Source organism: Mesorhizobium tianshanense (assembly GCF_007830515.1).
GTDB lineage: Bacteria > Pseudomonadota > Alphaproteobacteria > Rhizobiales > Rhizobiaceae > Mesorhizobium > Mesorhizobium tianshanense.
Genome location: NZ_VLKT01000080.1, coordinates 1 through 23366, shown reverse-complemented (window position 1 = coordinate 23366; position 23366 = coordinate 1). Strand labels below are relative to the sequence as shown.

The following is a 23366-nucleotide window of genomic DNA, read 5'->3' as shown; positions in this document are numbered from 1 at the left end:
CATGGTCGAGACACGCATCGAGACGGGTACCGAGGTCAGGGTCGAGCGGCGATGCTACATCTCCTCCCGTGTCCTCTCCGCGAAAGCCTTTGCCGAGGCCGCCAGAGCCCATTGGGGCATCGAGAACGGGCTCCACTGGGTTCTCGATGTCCAGTTCAAGGAGGACCAATCGCGCCTGCGCCGCGGCCATGGTGCCACAAACATGGCGATGGTCCGCCACCTCGCCCTCAATCTCATCCGCGCTATGCCCGGCAAACAATCCATCAAGGGAAAGCGAAAACTCGCAACCTGGGATACCGGCTACCTCTTGGCCGCCCTCCAAGCGCGTTAACCTGGACTCGTTGCCCTGGGTTCGCCGGCAATGGCTTGTGAAGTCGCCGCGCGAGGCCTAAGTTCAACCAATGAGCAGAGCCTTCACGCGCGAAGAGGATAGCGAAAACGCCATCGCCGGCATCGGCGAGCGGCCGATCAGCCAGCACCGCAATCTCGTGACGGAACGCGGCCTGGCGCTGATCGACGCCGAACTGGTCACCCTGCGCGATGACCTGGCCAGGGCGGAGAAGAGGGCCGATCGCGAGCGCATCGCGCTCATCTCGCGCGACCTGCGCTACTGGACCGCGCGGCGTGAAAGTGCTGAGCTTTCCGTGCCGGAACCGGGCAGCGACTTGGTTCGCTTCGGCATGGGCGTCACGCTGGAAGGCGATGACGGCAGGAAGGTACACTGGAAGATCGTCGGCGAGGATGAGGCCGATCCGGCCAAGGGCACAATTTCCCATGTTTCGCCGATGGCTCTGGCCTTGTACGGCAAGAGGGTCGGCGAAATTGCCGTGGTGAACGGCAAGGAATGGGAGATCGTCAAGCTCTCCGACAATTAGTCCTCGACCTTGACGACATGGTCGCGGAAGAACGCTGCCGCGCCAGCCTCGTCGATCTCGCCGGCGGCGACCATCATGACCAGTTGAATGATATCTGCTTGCTCGGCTTCGACACTCAGCCCATTGAAATAGAGAAACAGGTCGGCTGCGGCAAAAGCGGTGCGCTTGTTGCCGTCGACGAATGGATGGTTCTTGGCGATGCCGAAAAGATAGGCGGATGCCAGCTCGCAGAGGTCGGGTTCGCCATTGATCTCCCTCTGTTGCGGTCGATAAAGCGCCGATTCCAGCATTCCTTGGTCGCGGATACCCGCTGCCCCTCCGTGAAGGCGCAGTTGCTCGGCGTGAAGCGCCTCCACAAATTCCCTCGAATGATATTCGGTCATTTTGCGAGCGCGCGGTAGGCAACCTCGTACTTCTTCATCCGCTCGCGCGCGATCTTCATCTTGCGCTCGAACTCTTCGGCGGTGTCCTCGGTGCGGCGCAGGCGAAGCTCATCGCCCTCCTGGACGATGACGATGCTGTCGCCCGCTTTCAGGTTCAGGCGGTCGAGAATTTCCTTGGGCAGGATGATGCCTTCGGAATTGCCGATCTTGCGGATGGTCGTGTTCATGGTGCTGCACCTTGTTGCAACAAGAATTATAACTCGCTCCGTCTATTGTTGCAACAGTTATTATAACAGCCTCATCCAGGCTGCAGCAGCCGGTCCATGAGCCGGTCCGCCGCTTCCGGAATAACGGTGCCCGGCGGGAAGATTTCCACGGCACCCGCCTGCAGCACCGCATCGTAGTCTTGCGGCGGGATGACGCCGCCGGCGACGATCAGCATGTCGCCACGCCCGAGCTTCTTCAGCGCGTCCTTGAGTTCGGGAATGAGCGTCAAATGTCCGGCCGCGAGCGACGAAGCGCCGACGATATGCACGTCATGCTCGACCGCGAGCCTGGCGATCTCTTCCGGCGTCTGGAACATCGCCCCGACGGTGACGTCGAAGCCGAGATCGGCAAAGGCGGTGGCGATGACCTTCTGGCCGCGATCATGGCCGTCCTGTCCCATCTTGGCGACGAGAATGCGCGGCTTGCCGCCGGACTTCTCCTCGAACGCCACGATCTTGTCCTGCAGCCGGTCGACCACCGGATTGTTGCCGAGCGCCTTGCGATAGATGCCGGAGATTGTCTGGACCGAGGCGACATGGCGGCCGAAGACCTTTTCCAGCGCCAGCGAAATCTCACCGACCGTGGCATTGGCGCGCGCGGCATGGATGGCGAATTCCAACAGATTTTCGCCGCTCTCCGCAGCGCGGCTCAACGCACCCAGCGCGCTCTCGACCGCGCCGACGTCGCGCGTGCCTTTCAGCCTTTGCAGCTTCGACAATTGCCGGGCCCTGACTTCGGCATTGTCGATCTTCAGCACGTCGACTTCGATGTCAGTGCCGGGCCGATGAGCGTTGACGCCGACCAGGATCTGCTCGCCGGAATCGATGCGCGCCTGCGTGCGCGCGGCGGCTTCCTCTATGCGCAGCTTGGGTATGCCTTTTTCGATCGCCGCGGCCATGCCGCCGAGGCTCTCGACCTCCTCGATATGGGCAAGTGCCCGCGCCGCCAGATCATGCGTCAGCCGTTCGAGATAGGCCGAGCCTCCCCACGGGTCGATGATGCGCGTGGTGCCGGATTCCTTCTGCAGGATGAGCTGCGTGTTGCGGGCGATGCGGGCCGAATGATCGGTCGGCAGTGCCATCGCCTCGTCGAAGGAGTTGGTGTGAAGCGATTGCGTATGACCCTGCGTCGCCGCCATCGCCTCGATCATGGTGCGGATGATGTTGTTGTAAGGGTCCTGCGCCGTCAGCGACCAGCCCGAGGTCTGGCAATGGGTGCGCAGCGACAGTGATCGCTCGTCCTTCGGTGAAAAATTCTTCCGCATCAGGCTGGCCCACAAAAGGCGCGCTGCCCTCAGCTTGGCCACTTCCATGAAGAAGTTCATGCCGATCGCCCAGAAGAACGAAAGGCGCGGCGCGAAATGGTCGATATCGAGCCCCGCTGCGAGGCCGGCACGGGCATATTCGATGCCGTCGGCGATTGTGTAGGCAAGCTCAAGGTCTGCGGTCGCTCCCGCCTCCTGCATGTGATAGCCGGAGATCGAAATCGAATTGAACTTCGGCATATGCTGCGAGGTGTAGGAAAAAATGTCCGACACGATCCGCATCGAAGGCTTTGGCGGATAGATGTAGGTGTTGCGCACCATGAACTCTTTCAGAATGTCGTTCTGAATGGTGCCAGTGAGATCCTTCTGCGCAACGCCCTGTTCTTCCGCCGCCACGATGTAGAGCGCCATGATCGGCAGCACAGCACCATTCATGGTCATCGACACCGTCATCTCGCCGAGCGGGATGCCGTCGAACAGCTGGCGCATGTCAAGGATGGAATCGATGGCGACGCCGGCCATGCCGACATCGCCGGCAACACGCGGATGGTCGCTGTCGTAGCCGCGATGCGTGGCGAGGTCGAAAGCGACCGACAGCCCCTTCTGTCCGGCCGCAAGGTTGCGTCGGTAGAAGGCGTTCGACTCTTCTGCCGTCGAGAAGCCGGCATATTGCCGGATCGTCCAGGGCTGCTGGACATACATGGTCGGGTAGGGGCCGCGCACGAACGGCGGCAGGCCCGCATAGGTGTCTAGATGCGGCAATCCCTTGAGGTCGCCCTGATTGTACAGGTGCTTTACGGCAATGCCTTCCGGCGTCATCCGCTGGCCCTTGACCTCGACCGGCGCCCGGCGCGGCGGCGACCAGCCGATCTGGCTAAAATCCGGGATCATGGTGCTGCTCCGATCGATTGATCGATGCGGATCGGAAACAGCGGCTCGCACACCGCCACGCTCTCGGTGACGGCGGGCCGCCGCTCCGCCACCAGAGTTTCGACCGGACGTTCGGTCTTCGACGGGTAAAGTGTCGTGCCGATGATGGCCCGCTTGCCGGCCCGATAGGCGGCATTGCGGCGGGCGGAGGCCGCCTGGACCCGTTTCTGGATGTGTCCTTGCTGCAGGCTGGACAGCACGCCACCTTCCGCCTCGATCCGCTGGAATTCTTCCCAGGCCACTTCGCAAAGGTCCGCAGTCAGCGCTTCGACGGCGCCCGAACCGCAAGCAGGGTCGGCGACGTGATCGATATGGCTTTCGTTGGCCATGATCAGTTGCGTATTGCGGGCGACACGGCGGGCAAAGCCCGCCGGCAGGCCATGCGCGATCGTATGCGGCAGGATGGAGACCGAATCCGCCCCGCCTGCTGCCGCGGCAAAACCGGCGATCGCAGTGCGCAGGATGTTTGTCTCCGGATCCGCCGAAGTCATCATGCGGAAGGACGTCTCGGCATGGATGTTGGCGGTGGAGGCGGAGATCGAGCAGGCCTCCTGAACACGCGCCCACAGCCTGCGCAAAGCCCTGACCTTGGCCATCGACAGGAACTGGTCCTGGTCGACGCTCAGTGCAAAGCCGATATGGGGCGCCGCATAGACAAGCGGCTGGCGCGCCTCCTCGAACATCCGGAGATAGGAGACAGCTGAAGCCATCATGGTGCCCAGTTCCTGCGCTTCTGTGGCGCCGGCATTGTGGAAGACGCGTCCGTCTGCCTCCAGCAGAACGCCGGGCACGCCCATCGAGAAAAAATGCGCCAGGGACTGCGGCATCGACGCCTGCAGGGCCTCGATCGACATGCGCAACCGACCGGTTCCGGCAAAGATCGCCGCCGGATCGATGCCGAAGGAAAGGTTGAGCTTTGCCGGGTCGGACCGGCGCTTGGTCAGGAATGCCACCAGCCAGTCGGCCACTGCGCGGCTCCATGGATGCGCATCGATGCGGACCTGAATGCGGTTGAGCGGCACGCCGTCCAGCACGGTCTCCAGCGCCTCGGCAGTCCTCGGCAGGCCGTAGCCGAACGCATTCGGCGCGCCTTCGAAGACAAGCGACAATCCGGTGGCGCCCTGTGCGACGTCTTGCAGGGCCTGGGCTTTGGCGCGGCCGATATCCGGATCGTCGATACGCTGGCTGACGATCCACGGCGATCTCGGATTTGCCCGCGCGAGAGGCTCTGCGGTGACCGAACGATCATAGAGCGGTTCGATGCGGATGGCGTCGTCCGTTTGGGATACGAGCTTTTCCTCGAAGGAACCGCCGGCCAAAGCTTTTTCCACAAGGGCCAGCCACCGCTGCCGGTCAGGGTTTGGAACTTCAGCATCCTGGATCAAGGCACCGGCGCCCATCCGCTTTTCCTCGTCTGCAGCGCCGCGCGTCCTTTGGACGCGCAAAGGACGCTGTAGCACTTTTGATCTTGCGCATGACCCTTTCCGGAAATCGATTCCGATTTTTGGGGTCATGCGTCCGTCGGCCGCATAGGCCTGGAACGTCAGTCTACGGTTCCCCGTCCCATATCACAATGCAACAGGCGTCCTGCGACGATGAACCGCCAACCGATTGCCAAACACGCGCAAAATCCGCAAGCTCCAAAAACCCATTTTCGGCGATGGCCATTGTCGCTGCGCAATGACGTCATTATACCTGCGGCGAGCCCCGTTACTTTCAATACACTAGGGCTTTCAACACTTCAGGTTTGCGGAGGACACATGGCTGACGACACAAGTATTTTCCTGGGAGCCAGCCGCAAGCCTGATGACAGCTACCAGCGCGCCGAAAATCTGCTGCTTCAGTATGGCAATCGCCATGGCCTGGTCACCGGCGCGACCGGCACCGGCAAGACCGTGAGCTTGCAGATTCTGGCGGAAGGCTTCTCCAATGCCGGCGTGCCGGTCTTCTGTGCCGACATCAAGGGCGACCTTTCGGGTATCGCCATGATGGGCACGGCGCAGGATTTTCTGGCCAAGCGGGCCGAGCAGGTCAAGCTCGATCCTTACGAATTCCAGGAATTTCCGGTCATCTTCTGGGATCTTTTCGGCGAGCAGGGCCATCCGATCCGCGCCACCGTCTCGGAGATGGGGCCGCTGCTTCTGTCGCGCCTGATGAATCTCTCCGAGGCGCAGGAAGGCATCATGAACATCGCCTTCCGCATCGCCGACGAGGAAGGCTTGTTGCTGTTGGACCTGAAAGACCTGCAAGCGCTTCTTGCCAACATCGCCGAACGCGCCGAAGAAATCGGCGCTCGCTATGGCAATGTCACAAAACCTTCGGTCGGCGCGATCCAGCGCACGCTCCTGGTTCTGGAGCAGCAGGGAGCGACGAACTTCTTCGGCGAGCCGGCGTTGCGGATCGCCGACATCATGCGCACCACCCGCGACGGACGCGGCGCGATCAGCGTGTTGGCCGCCGACAAGCTGATGATGAATCCCCGGCTCTATGCGACATTCCTCTTGTGGCTGATGTCGGAACTGTTCGAGGAACTCCCCGAAGTCGGCGACCCCGACAAGCCAAAGCTGGTCTTCTTCTTCGACGAGGCGCACCTTCTGTTCGACGACGCGCCGAAGGTGCTGATCGACCGGGTCGAGCAGGTGGTCCGGCTGATCCGTTCGAAGGGCGTCGGCGTCTACTTCGTCACCCAGAATCCGCTGGATATCCCTGAAACGGTCCTGGCCCAGCTCGGCAACCGGGTGCAGCACGCCCTGCGCGCCTACACGCCGCGGGAGCAGAAGGCAGTGAGGACGGCCGCCGAGACGTTCAGGCCCAATCCCGACTTCGACTGTGCGACCGTGATCACGCAGCTCGGCACCGGCGAGGCGCTGGTCTCGACGCTGGAAGCCAAAGGTGCTCCGTCCATGGTCCAGCGGACGTTGATTCGGCCGCCGTCTTCGCGTCTTGGCCCGATCACGCCTGACGAGCGTCGCAAGCTGATCGCTGAGAGCCCGGTCGCGGGGCAGTACGACCAGACCGTCGATCGTGAATCGGCCTTCGAGATGCTGCAGAAGAAAGCCAAGGACGCTCAGGAGGCAGAGGCGCAGCAACAGGAGAGCGGCCGCTCACGCTGGACCATTCCAGGCTTCGGCAATGACGATCCCGTCCCCCAGACCACCGGCGGCAGGCGGGCACCGGCGCCAAGACCGTCCAATCGCCAGACAGTGGCGGAGGCGGCGATCAAATCGGTGGTTCGTTCGGTCGGCTCGTCCGTGGGACGGGCGATCGTGCGCGGCATTCTCGGCAGCCTGTCTAGAGGGCGTTAAAGCGCATCGGACTCAAAAATGGGCGCCGGCTCTGGAAAAATCCCGGAATTGTGTAGCAGCTACCACTAGCCTGATTTGGGGGCTGCGAACGGCAGCTTTGCGCCGAACCGGTCATCGCGGCCGACTGATCTCGACTGTGCCCTGCCTTCGGCTCGCTTCGCATCAATGGGGTCTGCAATTTCGCACAGGTGACCCACATCACCCCACACCCGCCGTTTTGTGGTCGCCGATCGCATCATCGTCAATGTATCGTGGCCCAGACATCGGAAAGCCGGCCATGGCGCCAACATCAAGTAACTCGTGCAAAAGATGTTCGGCGCGCGCGAGGGTGCAGAAAGCGCATCCCCCAGGAACACAGTCCTTCCTCACCTACACGCACATACACAGCTCAGCGATCCGCCCGCGCGAAATCACAATGGCAATTGAGTGTGACAGACTATGTGGCTAAATTTGTGCTCGACTAGCGCTTGCACGGAAGGTCTGCGGGTACATGGCGACTCTTCCCTTTTCAGTTGTCGACGACATCCTCTTGTCCGGGCGAGCAGGCCGGCGCAGTCTAAATGAGACCTCTATACAACTCGATGTCTGGAGGGCTTATGCGGCTAGCCCCAATGCGCCGGTCGACCTGTTGCTGACGCCGATGGACAGTATCGAGGCATCAACGATCGCCAAGCATCTCGTCGCGGCGCTGGCAGACCGTTCGACCGAGGCCTATCCGCGCGAGGACGATGGGCGGTGGCGTCCGGCGCGACGGATCGCACCGCTCGAGGGCATCGTCGCGGTCCGGCTGACCTTCATCGATTTCCTGATCACGGTTGTGCCCAGCACGGGGCTCGATATCCACCAGGCGGTGCGCACGCTAAAGGATATCTTGGGTCTACCACCCCTAGCCCAATCAGAGCTGGACGTAGTGCCGGGGCCTGGGTCTCGCATCTCCCCCGCCCGGAGGGTAACGTTTGCTCGGTTGGAGGACCTCAAGAACAGGATCCTTGGGAGGCTGGCCCCCGACCTGCGGACCGCCTTGCTGGTCTTACTCATTCTGGCACCGGAACCGACGACAGCCAGCGGTACCCGATCACGGGCCGCCATGGACCTGGACAAGTTGCTCGACGATCTGCCGCGTCGAGCCGAGCCCCTGATCTACCGCGTGTCCCGCAATCGACATGTTCACCCGATGATGGCCTCGTCGGTAAACACCATCAAGGCCGATGCGGCTCGCCGTGTGTTCGATATCAGTTGCCGGGGCGTGACCTGGGCGGTGATCGATTCCGGCATCGACGGCGCGCACCCCGCATTCATCGATCATGCCGCCGGCGATCTCTCCATTCGCGTGAAGAAGGCCTATGACTTCGCCGAACTCCGCTTGCTCGTCGCCTATGATGCAATGGCGCTGCCGCAGCAGCGCGACTACCTCGCCGGGATGATGATGACGAAGCTCGGCCTGCGGGAGGCGGAGGCGCGCTCGGCGGTCCAGCGGCTGTGGGAAGCCGCGGACAACGGGCGTCCGTACGACTGGGAGATCCTGTCCCAGTTGCTGCAGACGAGGCCCGACCGTCTGCCGACGCCGCGCCAGGGAGACCGTCCCATCGGTCACGGCACGCACGTGGCGGGGGTCCTCGCGGCCGATTGGCGCAACGGCGACGACGTCTTCTTCCAGGGCGTCTGCCCGGACATCATGCTGTACGACCTGAGGGTGATCGCGGAGACGATCGAGGATACCGAGTTCGCCGTGATCGGCGCGCTGGAGTTTGTGCGCTGGCTGAACACCCGCAACCGCTACATGACGATCCACGGCGTGAACCTCTCGATCGGGCTGGTGCACGACAAGGCCAACTATGCGTGCGGCCGGACACCGGTATGCCTGGCGTGCGAAGCCACGGTGGACAGCGGCGTCGTCGTCGTGGCTGCTGCAGGCAATTGGGGCGCCCAGAAGTTCGTGCTCGATGGCGGTGCCGTCTACGACGGCTATGCCGACGCCTCCATCGCCGACCCCGGCAACGCCGAGTCGGTGATCACCGTCGGCTCGACGCATCGCGATCGTCCGCACGAATATGGGGTCAGCTTTTTCTCATCGCGCGGCCCCACCGGCGACGGCAGGTCCAAGCCCGACGTGGTGGCTCCCGGTGAGCGCATCGACGGGCCACTGCCCGACCTGGGCTATGGCCGACTGGACGGCACAAGCATGTCGGCGCCGCACGTCTCGGGAGCGGCGGCCTTGCTGATGGCCCGCAACGCGGAGTTGGTCGGGAAGCCGCGCGACGTAAAGGCGGTGATTGTCGAGACCGCGACCGATCTGAAACGCGAGCGGCACTTTCAAGGCGCCGGACTGGTCGATGTCCTGCGTGCACTGCAAACCCGGTAGGAGAACCGATAGTGGTATTTCGCATCGAGGCATTGCCAGCCAAGTACGGTGACTGCCTGTTCCTGACGTTTGGCAATGGCGGCGATCGCCCCACCCGCATCCTGGTCGATGGCGGTCCTCCTGGCGTGTTCAACGCCTCGCTCAAGATCAGGCTTCGCAAGGAGCAGCAGGCCTTCCCGGACGAGGTTCCGCTGAAGCTCGATGCCGTCATGGTCAGCCACATCGATCAGGACCATATCCACGGCATCATCCAGCTTCTCGACGCCATGCGCGACGCGGATGAACAGAACGTGCCGAGGCCCTACAAACCGATATGGCTCCTGCACAATGGCTTTGACGCCATCTTGGGCGACGGTGAAGGGACCGCGGCACGGGACGTGGGCGGTCCAGCCTCGCTCGCCAGTTTCGGCGGGCCTGGACCGTTCGCACTTGCAACGGAGCCCGATCCGGTGGCTGCGGCCGTGCTCCAGAGCTACAACGAAGCGCTGAAGCTAGGATCGCTCGCCTCATTCCTGCAAGTGACGCGGAACCCGCCTGACCAGTCCCTCCTCACCGGCGATCGCGCGCCGATGTCTATCGGCGACGCGACCCTGCGCATACTCGGACCACTCGACGAGCAGATCGAGGAATTCCGCATCGAGTGGCACGAGAAGCTCGGCCCCGCGGGCGCCGGCCCGGCAGCGCTTGCGCAGTACCTCGACGATTCAATTCCAAACCTCGCCAGCATCGTCGCCCTGCTCGATCGCGACGGCACCACCGTGCTGCTGACAGGCGATGCGAGAGGCGATGTGATCATCAAGGCCTGCGACAAGGCCGGCCTGATCAAGAACGGCAAGCTGAAGGTCGATGTGCTGAAGGTGCCTCATCACGGCTCGGACCGCGACCTCGAGACGAGCTTCTTCGAGATCATTGAGGCCAAGCACTACATCATCTCGGCCAACGGCCATTTCGGTAACCCTGACCGTGCCTCGCTCGAGATGCTGGAACAGGGCACCGGCAACCGCAAGATCAACGTCTACCTGACGGTGGCGGCACAGGACTGCGATATTCAGCATGAGGCCTGGCGCAGCAACAAGACGATCAAGTACGACCCCGCAATCCACGCGATCACGCCGATCATCCAACGCTGGCAACGGGGCAATCGCATCACGGTTTCGAACGGAGTGCCGATACAGATCGATTTCTAACACCGCACAGACGCGCGTTTTTCAATACAAGTTATGCCGGAGGGGCGGTGGCCCGCGTCCGCCTATGTTCGACCAGTTCAGAAGATCGAGTCCGAGATCGTTCTTGCCGCGCCGAGCAGAATCGATCCTTCCGGCACGCCGTCATCGATCGGAATTGCCTTCCGGTTCGTTGCCGGCACTGGTTGGCCGACACCGGCGGTAACGATTACCGGTGTTTTGTTGGGCACACGGTCGTAGAGATCGATGATGTCCTGATTTATCAAGCGAACACAGCCGGATGATACCGATTTGCCTATCGAGTTCCACTCCGGCGAGCCGTGCAGTCGGTAAAGCGTGTCCTGGTTGCCCTGGAACAGATACAGCGCCCGCGCGCCGAGTGGATTGGTGAGCCCGCCGGGCTGGCCGCCATTGTCGGCGCTGTATTTTGCGAGCTCGGGCTGGCGGGCGATCATTTCGTCCGGCGGGGTCCATTTCGGCCATTTCTGCTTCCACTGGACGACGGCGTCTCCCGACCATTCGAAGCCGGCGCGACCCAGCCCGACACCATAACGGATGGCTTGTCCGCCCGGACGCACGAGATAGAGGTGGTGGCCGGCCGTATCGACTACGATGGTGCCGGGCTTCTCGCCGGTCGGATCGGGAACGATCTGGCGCAGGAATTGCGGGTCAATTTTCTCGAAGGGTATGCCCGGGAGATCGAACCCTCCGTCGCTGACCGGAGCGTACATCGTTGCATAGTCCAGGAGCGGCGGCTCGACATTGGCTGGAAACGGAGGCTCGAGCGGCCGCCGTGCCGTCGTGGTGCAGGCCGAAACCGCAATCGAGGCGGCGCCGAGCGCTGCGGCGTTGAGAAAGCCGCGACGGCTCAGGCGACGGGATTCGATTTCGGTTATGAACATGGTTGCCTTTTTTAAGTCTCAAGTCGAAACAAAACATGAATACGCTGACCGGTACGGCGCCAGCCCTATCAATACCCGGCGCGATAGGCGGTTCCGATTCTGGCCTGAGGGTGGACAAACAAAGGCAAAGCTGTGACGGCACCATCGCTGTTGCGCCGGGGCAACAGGCCTACAGCGCCGCGCGTCCACTTGGACGCGTAAAGGACGCTTTAGCACTTTCGCTTTGCGCATGATCCTTTCCAGAAATCGGAATCAATTTTTGGGGTCATGCGTTAGCCCGTGGCCAGCAGGCCTTCGAGCGAGGGCAGGATCAGGGCCGGCGGCAAGTCCCGGTATTCCTCGGGCTGGTTGGAGCGGTTGATCCAGACTGTCCGGAAGCCGAATTTGGTGGCGCCGGCGACGTCCCAGCGGTTGGATGACTGAAAGGACACAGCACCCGGATAGAGGCGCCAGCCTGTCGCAACCATGTCGTAGACCGACGGATCGGTCTTGAAGCGCTTGACGGCATCGACGGAATAGATGTCGTCCAGAACCTGGTCGAGCGCAGCGGATTTGACCGCCGCTTCCAGCATTTCAGGCGAGCCGTTGGAGAGGATCGCCAATTTCGCGCCCGATGCCTTGAGCGCCTTGAGCACGGCCGGCACCTCCGGATAGCAGTCCAGCCGCCAATAGGCGTCGAGCAGCTTGGCTCTAAGCCCCTTGTCCGCGGAGGGAACCTTGCGCAGGGCGAAATCGAGCGCCTGTTCGGTGAGTTGCCAGAAATCGGCATAGGCGCCCATCAGCGTCCTCACCCAGGAATATTCCAATTGCTTGGCGCGCCAGATCTCCGACAGGAGCTGGCCGTCCGGTCCGATCTGGTCGGCATGACGGCGTACGGCGGCATGCACGTCGAACAGCGTGCCGTAGGCGTCGAAAACGTAAGCCGCGTGATGCATGGTGACAGTTCTGCGGCGTGGCAAGGCAAGGCGCAAGCACAGATTGCAATGCACATGCCGCTGGCCTCAACAAATCTCGGCCATGCCGGTTGACGGCAGACGCCAAAGCATCTTCCAATGGCGATACGGGACAGTTCTAAAAACGCGGAACCAAGCGATGACACTGGCGACTGCGGCGCAATCCGCGACATGGACCTTCGTGGATGGCGATTGGTATGAAGGCAACGTCGCCATTCTGGGGCCGCGCAGCCATGCCATGTGGCTCGGCACCAGCGTGTTCGACGGCGCCCGCTGGTTCGAGGGCGTCGCCCCCGACCTCGACCGCCACGCCGCAAGGGTGAACGCTTCGGCGATCGCGCTTGGTCTCAAGCCGTCCATGAGCACTGAAAAGATCGTCGGGCTGACCTGGGACGGTTTGAAGAAGTTCGACGGCAAGACGGCAGTCTACATAAGGCCGATGTACTGGGCCGAGCATGGTGGCTACATGGGCGTGCCGGCCGATCCGGCCTCGACCCGTTTCTGCCTTTGCCTCTACGAATCGCCGATGATCTCGCCGGCGGGCTTTTCGGTCACCGTCTCGCCGTTTCGGCGGCCGACCATCGAAACCATGCCGACCAACGCCAAGGCCGGCTGCCTCTATCCCAACAACGGCCGTGCCATCCTCGAAGCCAAGATGCGCGGCTTCGACAACGCCCTGGTGCTGGACATGCTGGGCAATGTCGCCGAGACCGGAACCTCGAACATTTTCCTGGTCAAGGACGGTCACGTCATGACGCCGGCGCCGAACGGCACGTTCTTGTCCGGCATCACCCGCTCGCGGACGATGACGCTGCTTGGCGAGTATGGGTTCAAGACCACCGAGAAGGCGCTGTCGGTGCGCGAGTTCCTCGAAGCGGACGAGATATTCTCGACGGGAAACCATTCGAAAGTCGTGCCGGTGACCCGCATCGAGGACCGCAATCTCCAACCCGGGCCTGTGGCCAAGAAGGCGCGCGAACTCTATTGGGATTGGGCGCATTCAACTTCGGTCGGCTGACTGGCCTCTTGTCTTGACGCAGCTTCTTGTCGGAAAACCGTGTGACACTTTTCCGGAACCTGCTTAGAAGGGAACCGGAGCTTCATTCCGGAGTTGTTCCACATCAATCCAGACCTATGTTAGTCCGGTATCGACACCGGATTTTTTTCCACGAGGAGTACGACCGATGGCTTTTGAACTGCCCGCCTTGCCCTATGACTACGAGGCCTTGCAGCCTTACATGTCGAAGGAGACGCTGGAGTACCATCACGACAAGCACCACAAGGCCTATGTCGACAACGGCAATAAGCTGGCTGCCGAGGCTGGCCTGGGCGATTTGTCGGTCGAGGACGTTGTAAAACAGTCCTTCGGCAAGAATGCCGGGCTCTTCAACAACGCCGCCCAGCACTACAACCACATCCATTTCTGGAAGTGGATGAAGAAGGGTGGCGGCGGCAACAAATTGCCGGGCGCACTGCAAAAGGCGTTCGACAGCGACCTTGGCGGCTATGACAAGTTCAAGGCGGACTTCATCGCCGCCGGAACAACCCAGTTCGGTTCGGGCTGGGCCTGGGTTTCGGTCAAGGACGGCAAGCTGGCGATCTCGAAGACCCCGAACGGCGAGAACCCGATCGTCCATGGCGCGACGCCGATCCTGGGCGTCGACGTCTGGGAGCACTCCTATTACATCGACTATCGCAACGCCCGGCCGAAATATCTCGAAGCCTTCGTCGACAGTCTCATCAACTGGGACCATGTCCTTGAGCTCTATGAAAAGGCGTAAGGTCTGATCGAGTTGCAGAAAAGCCCCGGCAAAACCGGGGCTTTTTTGGATCAGCATCGGCCGCCTTTTTCCAGCGCAAGAACGACCGTCACAGAAATTCACACAGGCGTGAGGCGAATTTCCGGAATTTTTAAGCCACCTTTGCCGTTATCGATGCGTTGCGAAAATACCTTCACCCCGAAACGTCTTCATCATGGAGCCAGTTGAATGAGAAAGCTTATCCTCGCCATCTCGATGCTCGCCTTCGCCGGGTCAGTGGCACTTGCCGATCCGATCCTGGATCGGCAGGCCCTGATGAAGGAACGTGGCAAGATCGCCGGCGGATTGTCGAAAGTGGTCAAGGGCGAAAACCCTTTCGATGCCGCAGCCGTGATGACGTCGTTGCAGGCGCTTCAGGCTAATGCCGAAAAACTCGATATCGACGCGCTTTTCCCGGCCGGCAGCGACACCGGCGACACCACGGCTGCTCCCAAGATCTGGCAAGACATGGCCGGTTTCAAGGCAACTCACGACAAGTATCTCGCCGACGTCAAGGCTGCGGTCGCCGCCGCCCCCGCGGACGTCGATGCCTTGAAGGCGCAGTTCAACACCATCGGCGGCGATTGCGGCACCTGTCATGAGACCTATCGGATAAAAAAGGACTGATAGCGGGCGATGCGCCTGCTGAAAAAACTCGTCGGCACCGCCCTCGTTCTGGGCGGTGTCGGCGCGCTTGCCGGGTGGCTGCTGTCGGCACCGGTCAAGGCCGACACTGCGACCCTGGCGCAACTCGGCCCAGGCGATGCCACCAAGGGCAAGCGCATTTTTTATGCCGGCGGCTGCACATCCTGTCATGCGAAGCCGGGCTCGCAAGGCGACGCCCGCCTTCAACTGGCCGGCGGTCTCGAACTCAAGACGCCGTACGGCACCTTCGTGCCGCCGAACATTTCGCAAGATGCCGAGGACGGTATCGGCGCCTGGTCGGTCGAAGACCTCGCCAACGCCATGCTGAAGGGCGTGTCGCCGAGCGGCGAGCATTTCTATCCGGCGTTTCCCTATGCATCCTACGCGCGTATGAAGCCGGCCGACATTGCCGACCTCCATGCCTTCATGAAGACGCTCCCCGCTGTCGCCGGCAAGGCGCCGCCCAATTCGCTGGGGTTTCCGTTCAACATCCGTCGCGGCATCGGGCTGTGGAAATTTCTCTATTTGAATGACCAGCCGATGGTTTCCTTTCCCGATGGCACGCCGGATCCGGTGATGGCCGGCCGCTACCTGGTCGAAGGGCCAGGCCATTGCGGCGAATGCCACACGCCGCGTGCGTTCACCGGCGGGACCAAGAAGAGCGAGTGGCTGGCCGGGGCCACGGCCGCCGAGGGCAGCGGCATCGTGCCAAACATCACCTCGGGCGAAGGCGGGCTCAGTGACTGGTCGGAGGCCGACATCGCCTACTATCTCGAAACCGGCTTCACGCCGGATTTCGATTCCGTGGGTGGCGCCATGGTCGATGTGCAGAGAAACATGGCCGAGCTGACGTCTGAGGACCGGGCGGCGATATCAGCCTATCTGAAGGCCATACCGCCGCATCCCAACGGCTATCCGGCGCGCAAACGGCCTTCGAACTGAGCGCGGTAACGGTCCACCCGTTGCTGCGGTGCAGAACCTTTGATGCCGGAGGGACAGCGCCCCCTCTGTCCTGCCGGACATATCGAGGGGGGAGATTGGCAGCTTCGCTGGCAGCCGTTTCCTTTTTAACGTTGCGCTCGCCTTCGAGGTCGGGGCGCGATGCCAGCGCCTGGCCGGGCCAAAACGCCGCCTAACGCCAGATGCGGTGAGAGAAGCGCGTTAGGGTGTCATTTCGCTCCCCACGGGAACCGACCCCAATACGGCCGAGCAGAATACCCGGCCGTTCGTAATTGAAAGAAGAACGCGTGCCCTATTCCGCGGTCGCGAGGGCTGCAGCGATGCGACGCTTGGAGCGACGCGACAAATAGAAGGGCAGGATCGCGACCGCCGCGGCCATGACCCATAGCACATTGCAGATCGTGCTGCTGAACAGGATTGACAGTTCGCCTCCACTGATCGCCAGCGCGTTGCGCAGGTTCACTTCCATGACCCGGCCCAGCACGAAACCCAGGATGATCGGTGCCATGTCGAAACCCGCCTTGCGCATCAGCCAGCCGACGAAGCCGATGCCCAGCATGAGGAAGATCGAGAATACCGATGCATGGGTGGAGTAGACGCCAATGACCGACAGTACGAGGATGCCCGGCACGAGCAGCCAGTTCGGCACGGTCAGCACGCGTGCGAAGATGTTGACCAGCGGCAGGTTCAGCGCCAGCAGGATGAAGTTTCCTACAAACAGCGAGGCGATCAGGCCCCCGACCACTTCCGGTCGCTCGGTCAGCAGCATCGGACCTGGCTGGATGTTGTAGAGCATCAGGGCGCCGAGCATGACGGCCGTGGTACCCGAACCGGGCACACCGAGCGTGAGCATCGGCACGAAGGCGCCGCAGGCGGTCGCGTTGTTCGCTGCTTCCGGTGCGGCCAGGCCGCGCACGTCGCCCTTGCCGAAGGTACCTTCGGTATCGGAAATTCGCTTTTCGGTGGTATAGGAAACCGCGCTTGAAACCGAGGCACCCGTTCCGGGCAGAACGCCGACCACGAAGCCTATCAGTGATCCACGAAGCGTGGCACCCGTCGTCTTCACAACGTCGGCCCAACGCGCGGTCATGCGGCCGAGCTCGCGGATCACCGTGACCCCTTTGCCCTGATGCTCCAAAATGATCATGGCTTCGGATACCGAGAAGAGCCCGATCACGAGTACCACGAACTCGATACCGTCGCCGAGTTCCGGCTCATTGAAGGTGAAACGGTAAGCGCCCGAGGTCGCATCGAGACCGACCGTGGCCAGCATTAGGCCGAGCACGCAACCGATCAGCGTTTTCACCGGCTGGCTGCCGACCATGGAACCGAGCGTCGCGAAGGCGAAGATCATCAGTACGAAGTATTCGGCCGGGCCGAAACCGATGGCGAGACCGGAAAGCATGGGAGCGAACAACGCAAGGCCGAGCGTTCCTAGAATGCCTCCGATAAAGGAGGATATGCCCGAAAGCGCGAGCGCTTCTCCTGCACGACCCTGCTTGGCCATGGGATAGCCGTCCATCGCGGTCATCACCGCGCCGGCATCACCCGGTACGTTGAGCAGGATGGAGGAAATGCGGCCACCATACTCGGCACCACAATAGACGGCTGCCAGCAGGATCATCGTGCTTTCCGCCGGCAGGCCCATCGTGTAGGCAATCGGCATGAGTAGCGCGATGCCATTGATAGGGCCGATGGCGGGGAGCGCGCCGACCATGGTGCCGATAAAGCAGCCGATGAAGCCGATCAGCAGGTTCTGCCAGGTGAGCGCGACGGCAAAGCCGTGCCAGAGATAGTCGAAACTCATGGGAATGACCCTTTCCGGATAGGTTCTCGTCAGTGGCCGAAGAGGGCGCCGGTCGGGAGATACACCTCCAGGACGAAGGAGAAGATAAACCACCACAAGGCGGCATGGCCGATCGCACCAAGCAACGCCTTTTTGAGCGGCGCTTCGAAAATGAGCGCCGTCCCGAGCGTCAGCACAAAGATCGATATGGCGAAGCCTGCTGGTTCGAACAGCAGGACCGAAACGACCAGCAGGACCGGTATGCCGAGCACGCGCCAGAGCAGCCTGCCCGTCGGGAAACCTTCCGCCGTGCCGGGTGAAAAGAAATACCAGGTGGTCAGTAACCCGAGGATCACGGCGAGTGCGACGGGAAAGACCCTGGGGCCGAGCGGATCGGACGCGAAGGCATATTCGATCACGCTGCCGCCGATGCCGTAGGCGATGGCAAGGCCAAGCAGGCAAAGCGCCGCGCCACGGCTGATCAGTTGCGTGGTCTTTGCGGACGGATGACGGTCTGACATGGATGTCTCCCCTGCAGTTCGTTCTTACGATCGCGGCCGGCCATAGATTGATCGACCGCCACCGGGCTCACTTGTTCTCGCTTCCTTCCGCAAACGCCCTCTGGTCGATGGTGGAAGGTGGCCCGCCTCCGTGCCTTGGGAGGATTTCGTCTTGGGAGGATTTCGCTAGCGGGGCGAGGTTACATGCCTGCTTCCTTGGCAAGGACCTTGAAGCGGACGACATCAGCTTTCACGCGGTCCTGGAAATCCTTGCCAAGCAGAGTGAACTCGAACAGGCCGCGGGCTTGACGTTCCTTGGCGAATTCCTGTGTGGCGGCGACCTTCTGGAAGGCCTGTACCCACCAGTCGTAGTCGGCATCAGAAACGTCTTTGCCGACATAATAACCCCGCCAGATCGGCCAATCGATGTCAAAGCCCTGCTCACGAGCGGTTGGCACTCCGGCAAGTTCGCCCGGCAGGCGATCCTGGGCCATGACGGCAAGAATACGCACCTTGCCGGCGACATGGTGCTTGACCATTTCGGCCGCGTCGCCGGAACCGACCTTGACATGGCCGCCTTCGAGCGCCGTGAGTACGGCGCCGCCGCCTTCAAGCGCGACATAGCGCATGGACTTAGGGTCCCGGCCTGCCGCCTTCGCGAGCAAAGAACCCTTCATCCAGTCCTGCGAGCCGACGGCACCGCCACCGGCAATGGAGAAATCCGCCGGAGACGCCTTGTAGGCTTCGACAAGTTCACCCAGCGTTTTGTACGGAGAATCGGCGGCCACGACCAGCACGCCATAATCTGCACCGAGCGCGCCGAGCCATCGTACGGCGGTCTCGTCATATTTGCCGAACTTGCCCTGTGCGATCAGCAGGGCGGAACCTGAAGAAGCCGCCGTGATTAGGTTTGCGTCCTTGCCGCGCTTTCCGATCACGTGATTGTAAGCAACGGCGCCGACGCCACCTTCCATGTAGGTGACAGCCATTGGCTCGGAAATCTGTTTGGTTTCGAGCAGGGCATTGGCAGCCAAGCGGCAGGTCAGGTCGAAGCCGCCACCCGGCTTTGCGCCAGCGAGGCATTCAGGTTTAGTTGGCTCAGCATGGGCGGCAGCCGCCAATGCAACAGCCGCGAAGGCGGCGCCAATCAGGCTCTTGCTAATATATCGGATCATGAATATCTCCCGTTTATCTTAAAGCAATCGGGAACGGGTCCAGTGCCGGAACGACACCATGGCCAGAGCTCGCGAGCAGTCTCGCAACGCTGGCATCTCTTTGTTGGGAACCCCTCCCGTGCCGGCAGCGTCTCTCTCCCTCCACCGGCGAGAGTTAAGCTAGGACAGTTTCCTGTCACCATCCTGTCAAACTTCCGCCGCAAGTCTTTACGCCCCGTTGACCGCTTGATCGGCCATTTGCGGCATGTGACCATGCGGCATGCGCATTCTATTGGTCGAGGACACTCACGACGTTGGCGAAGCAATCTGCCGGCGCTTTCAGCAGACGGGTCACACCGTCGACTGGGAGACCGATGGATCGGCTGCATCCGACATTCTGGCCTATACCGAATATGACCTCGTCATCCTCGACGTGATGCTGCCGGGGCTCGACGGTTTCTCAATCCTTCGCAAACTGCGGCAATCCAAGAGCGGCGTGCCGGTCCTCGTGCTGACGGCGCGCTCCGAGATCGACGACCGGGTCGGCGCGCTCGATCTGGGCGCCGACGACTATCTGATGAAACCTTTTGATTTTCGCGAGCTGGAAGCCCGCGCTCGCGTGCTGCTCAGGCGCCGCAGTGGCGGTGAGGCCACCAATGTCATCGCCTGCGGCGATATCAGCCTCGACCGCACGAACAGAAGCGTCATGGTTGGCAAGCGCGAAGTGCAATTGAAGCGCCGTGAAATGACGCTTCTCGAAATCCTAGCATCGCGGCCGGGGAAGGTCTTCAGCAAGGAAGAACTCCTTGACCAGTTGTTCGGATTCGACGAAGCCGCTGGCGCAAACGCCATCGAGCTTTATATCGGGCGCCTGCGCAAGAAGCTGGAAGGAGCCAAGGCAAGGATTGTGACGCTGAGGGGCGTCGGCTACCAATTGGTGTCAGATGACGGCCCATAAGAGTTCGCTCTTCTCCCGCCTTGCGCGCCGCGTCGCCGTGGTGCTGGCACTGGGCGCTGCCACCTTGATCACAGCCGCCTGGTTCTACGCTCGCGCTGCTGCCGATGAGGCCTATGACCGGTTGCTGCTGGGGGCTGCATTCCAGATGGCGGAAAGTCTCGTCGTCGCCGACGACCGCCTTAGCTTCGTCCTGCCGCCATCGGCCTTCGAACTGCTCGGCCTAGCCCAGCGCGACCGCATCTTCTACCGCGTGGTCGATCCTTCCGGCGAAACGCTGACCGGTTATGGCGATATTTCGCCATCGGCCGACTTGTCGAGAAGCAGGGCTGCGCCAGTCTTTGCCAACATGGCCTATCGCGGCGTCGAAGTGCGAACCGTGACCACCGCCCGCGCCGTCACTTCGCAATCGGGCACCGGTTGGGCCTATGTCATCGTCGCCCAGACGACCGAGGCACGTCAGGCGCTGGCCTCGGAACTGACCACGCGCGCTGTCATTCTGGTCGCCGCCATGAGCCTTCTGGCCCTGATCGGCTCAGCGCTTGCCATCCGCCTGTCGCTGCGGCCGGTCGATCAATTGGGAGACATCCTGCGGCAGCGCGATCCCCAAGACCTTACCCCGCTTGCCGCGACCGTGCCGCGCGAACTCCTGCCCTTCGTGACCTCGATCAACCACTTCATCAATCGTCTCGACGAACGCGTGAGGCTTCTGCAGCGCTATATCGCCGACAGCGCACATCAGATCCGTACACCGCTGACGGCGCTCACCGCTCAGGTGAGCTTGATCAACGAGGATACCTTGTCACCCGACGATCGCCGTCACTTGGAGCGCGTGCGCAACCGCACGGCGGAACTGGCGCGTTTCACCAATCAACTGCTCAACCACGCCATGGTCATCCATCGCTTCGATTCGACCCAACTCGCCCCCGTCTCGCTCAACGATGTCGCGCGCAAAGCCTTCCGCGCCACGGTCCCGATCACCATCGATCCGGACATGGTCGTTTCCTTCGAGGCCTCCGAAGAGGAGTTGACCGTTCTTGGCGATCTGCTGAGCCTCCGGGAGGCGATCGCCAACGTCATCGACAATGCATTGCGCCACGGCGCCACCTCGCGGCTGGAGGTGCGCGCGACCCGTTTCGGTGATCTCGGGCGGATCGAAGTCTGCGACGACGGCCCCGGGATTCCACCTGAAGATTGGGCCAATGTGACGAAGCGCTTCTATTCCAGCCGCACGGAAAAGGGTTCATCCGGCCTCGGCTTCGCGATCGCCTCGGAAGTCGCATTCGAGCTCGGCGGGCAAATCGGTTTCCGCGGGAAGACCGCCGGGCTGCCTTTCTGCGTCTATATCGACCTCCCGCTTGTGAAGGAGGATAAGGGCTGATGTTACTTCCCCGTCTCGTAATGATCTGCCTTCTCGCGATGGCACCGCGGAGCGCCGGCGCTATCGAAGGCGACAAGGAGCTTTTTCCCGCGAGCGGCACCGAGACCGGCAAGTTAGTCGTCCACGCGGCAACCGACCTCGAGGCGATGCGCCCGCTGGTTCTCGATTTCCAAAGCCAGTATCCCGGCCTTGCAGTGGAGTTCGTCGACTATGTCACCAATGACCTCTTCAGGGAGGCAATCGATGCTTGTGCCGGCCGGGTCCAAGGTGGTGACATCCTGCTCTCCTCTTCCGTCGACCAGTTGGTGCGACTTGCCAATGACGGATGCGCCCAGCCGCATAATTCCCGCGACACGGTCAATGCTCCTGACTGGGCTAATTGGCGCGACGAGATTTTCGGCTTCACCTTCGAACCGATCGTCTTCGTCTATGATCGCCGCGTCGTGCCGGCGAAAGATGTGCCGCGCAGTCATGAGGAACTAGCCGATTTGCTGCGGAGCAAGCCGGACGACTATCGGGGCCGTATCGGAACCTATGACATCGAGGCCTCAGGCGTTGGTTATTTGCTTGCCTTCAATGATTCGCGTCAGGCACCGACCTCGTATGGACGGCTGATCGAAAGCCTCAGCCGAACGCAGACGGTCATTCGCTGCTGCAACAATGAGGTGCTGGGCGAGATCGCCGCAGGTAATGTGCGCCTTGCCTACAATGTCCTCGGATCCTACGCCTATGCCGCCTCCCGCACCAATTCCGATCTCGGCATCGTTCTGCCGAGGGATTATACGCTCGTGCTTTCTCGCGGTGCGATGATCCCTTCGACAGCCCCGAATCCTGTGCTTGGCAAGCTGTTGCTGGATTACCTTCTGTCGCCACGCGGCCGTGCGGTCTCTCGTGAAAAATCCTTCTTTTTCTCCGAAAATGGACCGCTTCCGGCGGAGGTTGACGGGCCTACGTCCCTGATGGAATCAGGTATCGGCCGGCCGATCCGCATAGGACCCGCCCTGCTAGCGGCTCAAGACGAAATCCAGCGACGGACCTTTATCGAAGACTGGAAGCGGTTGATCGAAGGTCGCTGACATTCAGGATGAGATTGAAAGTACGTGTAATACCAACGGCATTAAAGGCTGACCTGTTCCCATTTGCGTGAAGTGATGGAAGCGACGTCTCTCTTGTCGTTTGCGAAGAAGTTCCAGGCCCGACAGCATTTCCGACAAACCAACAGATCAACAAAAATCGTATCTCTAGGCTGGGGACACGGGATCTCGCTCGAAAGGCCGATGTATCGCCTGATACCATCGCGCGGTTGGAAACGTGGTGAGCCGTTGAAGAACTCGACGACTAGCACAAGTCGCCTAGCCTTCGAAGCTGCTGGCATTGAGTTCATACCGGAGAACGGTGGCCGCCTTGCCCGCGATGTGGCGAAGGCGGCGGTGACAGCCAATCTCCCCCCAAGTGGGACTGTTGCGAAATTCGGTGGTTGTGATTCTGTGAGACGGCAGCTCGGAGGGAATCACGAAGGCGGTGAAGCGGACGGGTCAGTTGAGCTTGGCAGAGGCTTTTCTGGGCGACAAGCTGTCGGGCGGCTCTTCGCCGCTCGACCGGTTGTCGGGTCTGGTGAAGTGGTATCGTTTCGAGAAGCTGCTCACCCCGCTGCGCGATGGCGGACCCGGGCGGGCGGCGTGGCCGCCGCTGGTGCTGTTCAAGGCGCTTTTGCTGCAATCGCTCTATGGTCTGTCGGATCGCGAACTGGAGGAGGCGCTT

At 61.7% G+C, this 23366-nt stretch carries 23 protein-coding genes and 1 tRNA gene; 14 read left to right on the top strand and 10 right to left on the bottom strand.

Annotated features, from left to right (window positions below; genetic code table 11):
* A partial coding sequence (locus IQ26_RS35365; protein WP_145723034.1) for an ISAs1 family transposase occupies nt 1-331 on the top strand: 331 nt, incomplete at its 5' end.
* A 70-nt stretch (nt 332-401) separates the two neighbouring features.
* Nucleotides 402-875 carry a transcription elongation factor GreA gene (gene greA, locus IQ26_RS35360; RefSeq protein WP_145723033.1) on the top strand — a complete coding sequence of 158 codons (474 nt, stop codon included), beginning with the start codon at nt 402-404 and terminating at the stop codon, nt 873-875.
* Here greA and IQ26_RS35355 read toward each other — a convergent pair.
* The 4 genes from IQ26_RS35355 to IQ26_RS35340 all read right to left on the bottom strand — a co-directional run bounded on the left by IQ26_RS35355 (nt 872) and on the right by IQ26_RS35340 (nt 5119).
* A complete protein-coding gene (locus tag IQ26_RS35355; protein WP_145723032.1) occupies nt 872-1258 on the bottom strand; it encodes a type II toxin-antitoxin system death-on-curing family toxin in 387 nt (128 codons plus the stop codon). The two genes, greA and IQ26_RS35355, sit on opposite strands and share 4 nt — an antisense overlap.
* The gene (locus tag IQ26_RS35350; protein ID WP_145723031.1) at nt 1255-1485 is read right to left on the bottom strand and encodes an AbrB/MazE/SpoVT family DNA-binding domain-containing protein; all 231 of its coding nucleotides are present in this window, start codon (nt 1483-1485) and stop codon (nt 1255-1257) included. Before IQ26_RS35350 ends, IQ26_RS35355 begins: the two co-directional genes overlap by 4 nt.
* A gap of 71 nt (nt 1486-1556) precedes the next feature.
* Entirely contained in the window at nt 1557-3680 is a 2124-nt protein-coding gene (scpA, locus tag IQ26_RS35345) for a methylmalonyl-CoA mutase (protein WP_145723030.1), read from the bottom strand.
* Nucleotides 3677-5119: a methylmalonyl-CoA mutase subunit beta gene (locus IQ26_RS35340; RefSeq protein ID WP_145723029.1), complete on the bottom strand. Its 1443-nt coding sequence runs from the start codon at nt 5117-5119 to the stop codon at nt 3677-3679. Before IQ26_RS35340 ends, scpA begins: the two co-directional genes overlap by 4 nt.
* A gap of 360 nt (nt 5120-5479) precedes the next feature.
* Between IQ26_RS35340 and IQ26_RS35335 the strand changes: the two genes are divergently transcribed.
* The 3 genes from IQ26_RS35335 to IQ26_RS35325 all read left to right on the top strand — a co-directional run bounded on the left by IQ26_RS35335 (nt 5480) and on the right by IQ26_RS35325 (nt 10573).
* Complete coding sequence (locus IQ26_RS35335; RefSeq protein WP_145723028.1) at nt 5480-7024, top strand: helicase HerA-like C-terminal domain-containing protein; 1545 nt, start codon at nt 5480-5482, stop codon at nt 7022-7024.
* A 490-nt stretch (nt 7025-7514) separates the two neighbouring features.
* Entirely contained in the window at nt 7515-9386 is a 1872-nt protein-coding gene (locus IQ26_RS35330; protein ID WP_145723027.1) for a S8 family peptidase, read from the top strand.
* Between the two features lie 11 nt (nt 9387-9397).
* Nucleotides 9398-10573 (top strand): ComEC/Rec2 family competence protein, encoded by a 1176-nt coding sequence (locus IQ26_RS35325; protein WP_145723026.1) that lies wholly within the window; start codon nt 9398-9400, stop codon nt 10571-10573.
* 77 nt (nt 10574-10650) lie between these two features.
* Here the strand turns inward: IQ26_RS35325 and IQ26_RS35320 are convergent, their stop codons facing one another.
* From IQ26_RS35320 to IQ26_RS39330, 3 genes are all read right to left on the bottom strand, one after another.
* Nucleotides 10651-11472, bottom strand: a complete 822-nt coding sequence (locus IQ26_RS35320) for a L,D-transpeptidase (RefSeq protein ID WP_145723025.1) — start codon at nt 11470-11472, stop codon at nt 10651-10653.
* Between the two features lie 272 nt (nt 11473-11744).
* Complete coding sequence (locus IQ26_RS39335; protein ID WP_156090972.1) at nt 11745-12044, bottom strand: HAD-IA family hydrolase; 300 nt, start codon at nt 12042-12044, stop codon at nt 11745-11747.
* Nucleotides 12007-12085: transfer RNA gene (locus tag IQ26_RS39330), tRNA-OTHER, on the bottom strand. The genes IQ26_RS39335 and IQ26_RS39330 overlap by 38 nt, the downstream gene beginning before the upstream one ends.
* A 193-nt stretch (nt 12086-12278) precedes the next feature.
* Here IQ26_RS39330 and IQ26_RS39325 point away from each other — a divergent pair.
* The 5 genes from IQ26_RS39325 (at nt 12279) to IQ26_RS35295 (ending at nt 15811) form a co-directional block, all read left to right on the top strand.
* The gene (locus IQ26_RS39325; protein WP_156090971.1) at nt 12279-12500 is read left to right on the top strand and encodes a hypothetical protein; all 222 of its coding nucleotides are present in this window, start codon (nt 12279-12281) and stop codon (nt 12498-12500) included.
* A 64-nt stretch (nt 12501-12564) separates the two neighbouring features.
* Complete coding sequence (locus IQ26_RS35310; RefSeq protein ID WP_145723023.1) at nt 12565-13443, top strand: branched-chain amino acid aminotransferase; 879 nt, start codon at nt 12565-12567, stop codon at nt 13441-13443.
* A 166-nt stretch (nt 13444-13609) separates the two neighbouring features.
* On the top strand, nt 13610-14206 hold the full coding sequence (locus tag IQ26_RS35305) for a superoxide dismutase (protein WP_145723017.1): 597 nt from the start codon (nt 13610-13612) through the stop codon (nt 14204-14206).
* 207 nt (nt 14207-14413) lie between these two features.
* Nucleotides 14414-14851, top strand: coding sequence for a c-type cytochrome (locus tag IQ26_RS35300; protein WP_145723010.1), 438 nt, complete (start codon nt 14414-14416; stop codon nt 14849-14851).
* Between the two features lie 9 nt (nt 14852-14860).
* Nucleotides 14861-15811, top strand: coding sequence for a cytochrome c (locus tag IQ26_RS35295; protein ID WP_145723006.1), 951 nt, complete (start codon nt 14861-14863; stop codon nt 15809-15811).
* Between the two features lie 310 nt (nt 15812-16121).
* Here IQ26_RS35295 and IQ26_RS35290 read toward each other — a convergent pair whose 3' ends face one another.
* The 3 genes from IQ26_RS35290 to IQ26_RS35280 all read right to left on the bottom strand — a co-directional run bounded on the left by IQ26_RS35290 (nt 16122) and on the right by IQ26_RS35280 (nt 19290).
* Entirely contained in the window at nt 16122-17636 is a 1515-nt protein-coding gene (locus tag IQ26_RS35290; RefSeq protein ID WP_145723001.1) for a tripartite tricarboxylate transporter permease, read from the bottom strand.
* 29 nt (nt 17637-17665) lie between these two features.
* Nucleotides 17666-18136 carry a tripartite tricarboxylate transporter TctB family protein gene (locus IQ26_RS35285; RefSeq protein WP_145722999.1) on the bottom strand — a complete coding sequence of 157 codons (471 nt, stop codon included), beginning with the start codon at nt 18134-18136 and terminating at the stop codon, nt 17666-17668.
* A 179-nt stretch (nt 18137-18315) separates the two neighbouring features.
* A complete protein-coding gene (locus IQ26_RS35280; RefSeq protein ID WP_145722998.1) occupies nt 18316-19290 on the bottom strand; it encodes a Bug family tripartite tricarboxylate transporter substrate binding protein in 975 nt (324 codons plus the stop codon).
* Between the two features lie 259 nt (nt 19291-19549).
* Here IQ26_RS35280 and IQ26_RS35275 point away from each other — a divergent pair, with 259 nt between their 5' ends.
* The 4 genes from IQ26_RS35275 to IQ26_RS35255 form a co-directional block, all read left to right on the top strand.
* Nucleotides 19550-20227, top strand: a complete 678-nt coding sequence (locus IQ26_RS35275; protein ID WP_145722996.1) for a response regulator transcription factor — start codon at nt 19550-19552, stop codon at nt 20225-20227.
* Complete coding sequence (locus tag IQ26_RS35270; RefSeq protein WP_145722994.1) at nt 20214-21605, top strand: sensor histidine kinase; 1392 nt, start codon at nt 20214-20216, stop codon at nt 21603-21605. Before IQ26_RS35275 ends, IQ26_RS35270 begins: the two co-directional genes overlap by 14 nt.
* Nucleotides 21605-22681, top strand: a complete 1077-nt coding sequence (locus IQ26_RS35265; protein WP_145722993.1) for an ABC transporter substrate-binding protein — start codon at nt 21605-21607, stop codon at nt 22679-22681. Before IQ26_RS35270 ends, IQ26_RS35265 begins: the two co-directional genes overlap by 1 nt.
* Nucleotides 22682-23144: 463 nt before the next feature.
* Nucleotides 23145-23366: transposase (locus tag IQ26_RS35255; RefSeq protein ID WP_420846410.1), on the top strand; the 222-nt coding region annotated here is incomplete at its 3' end.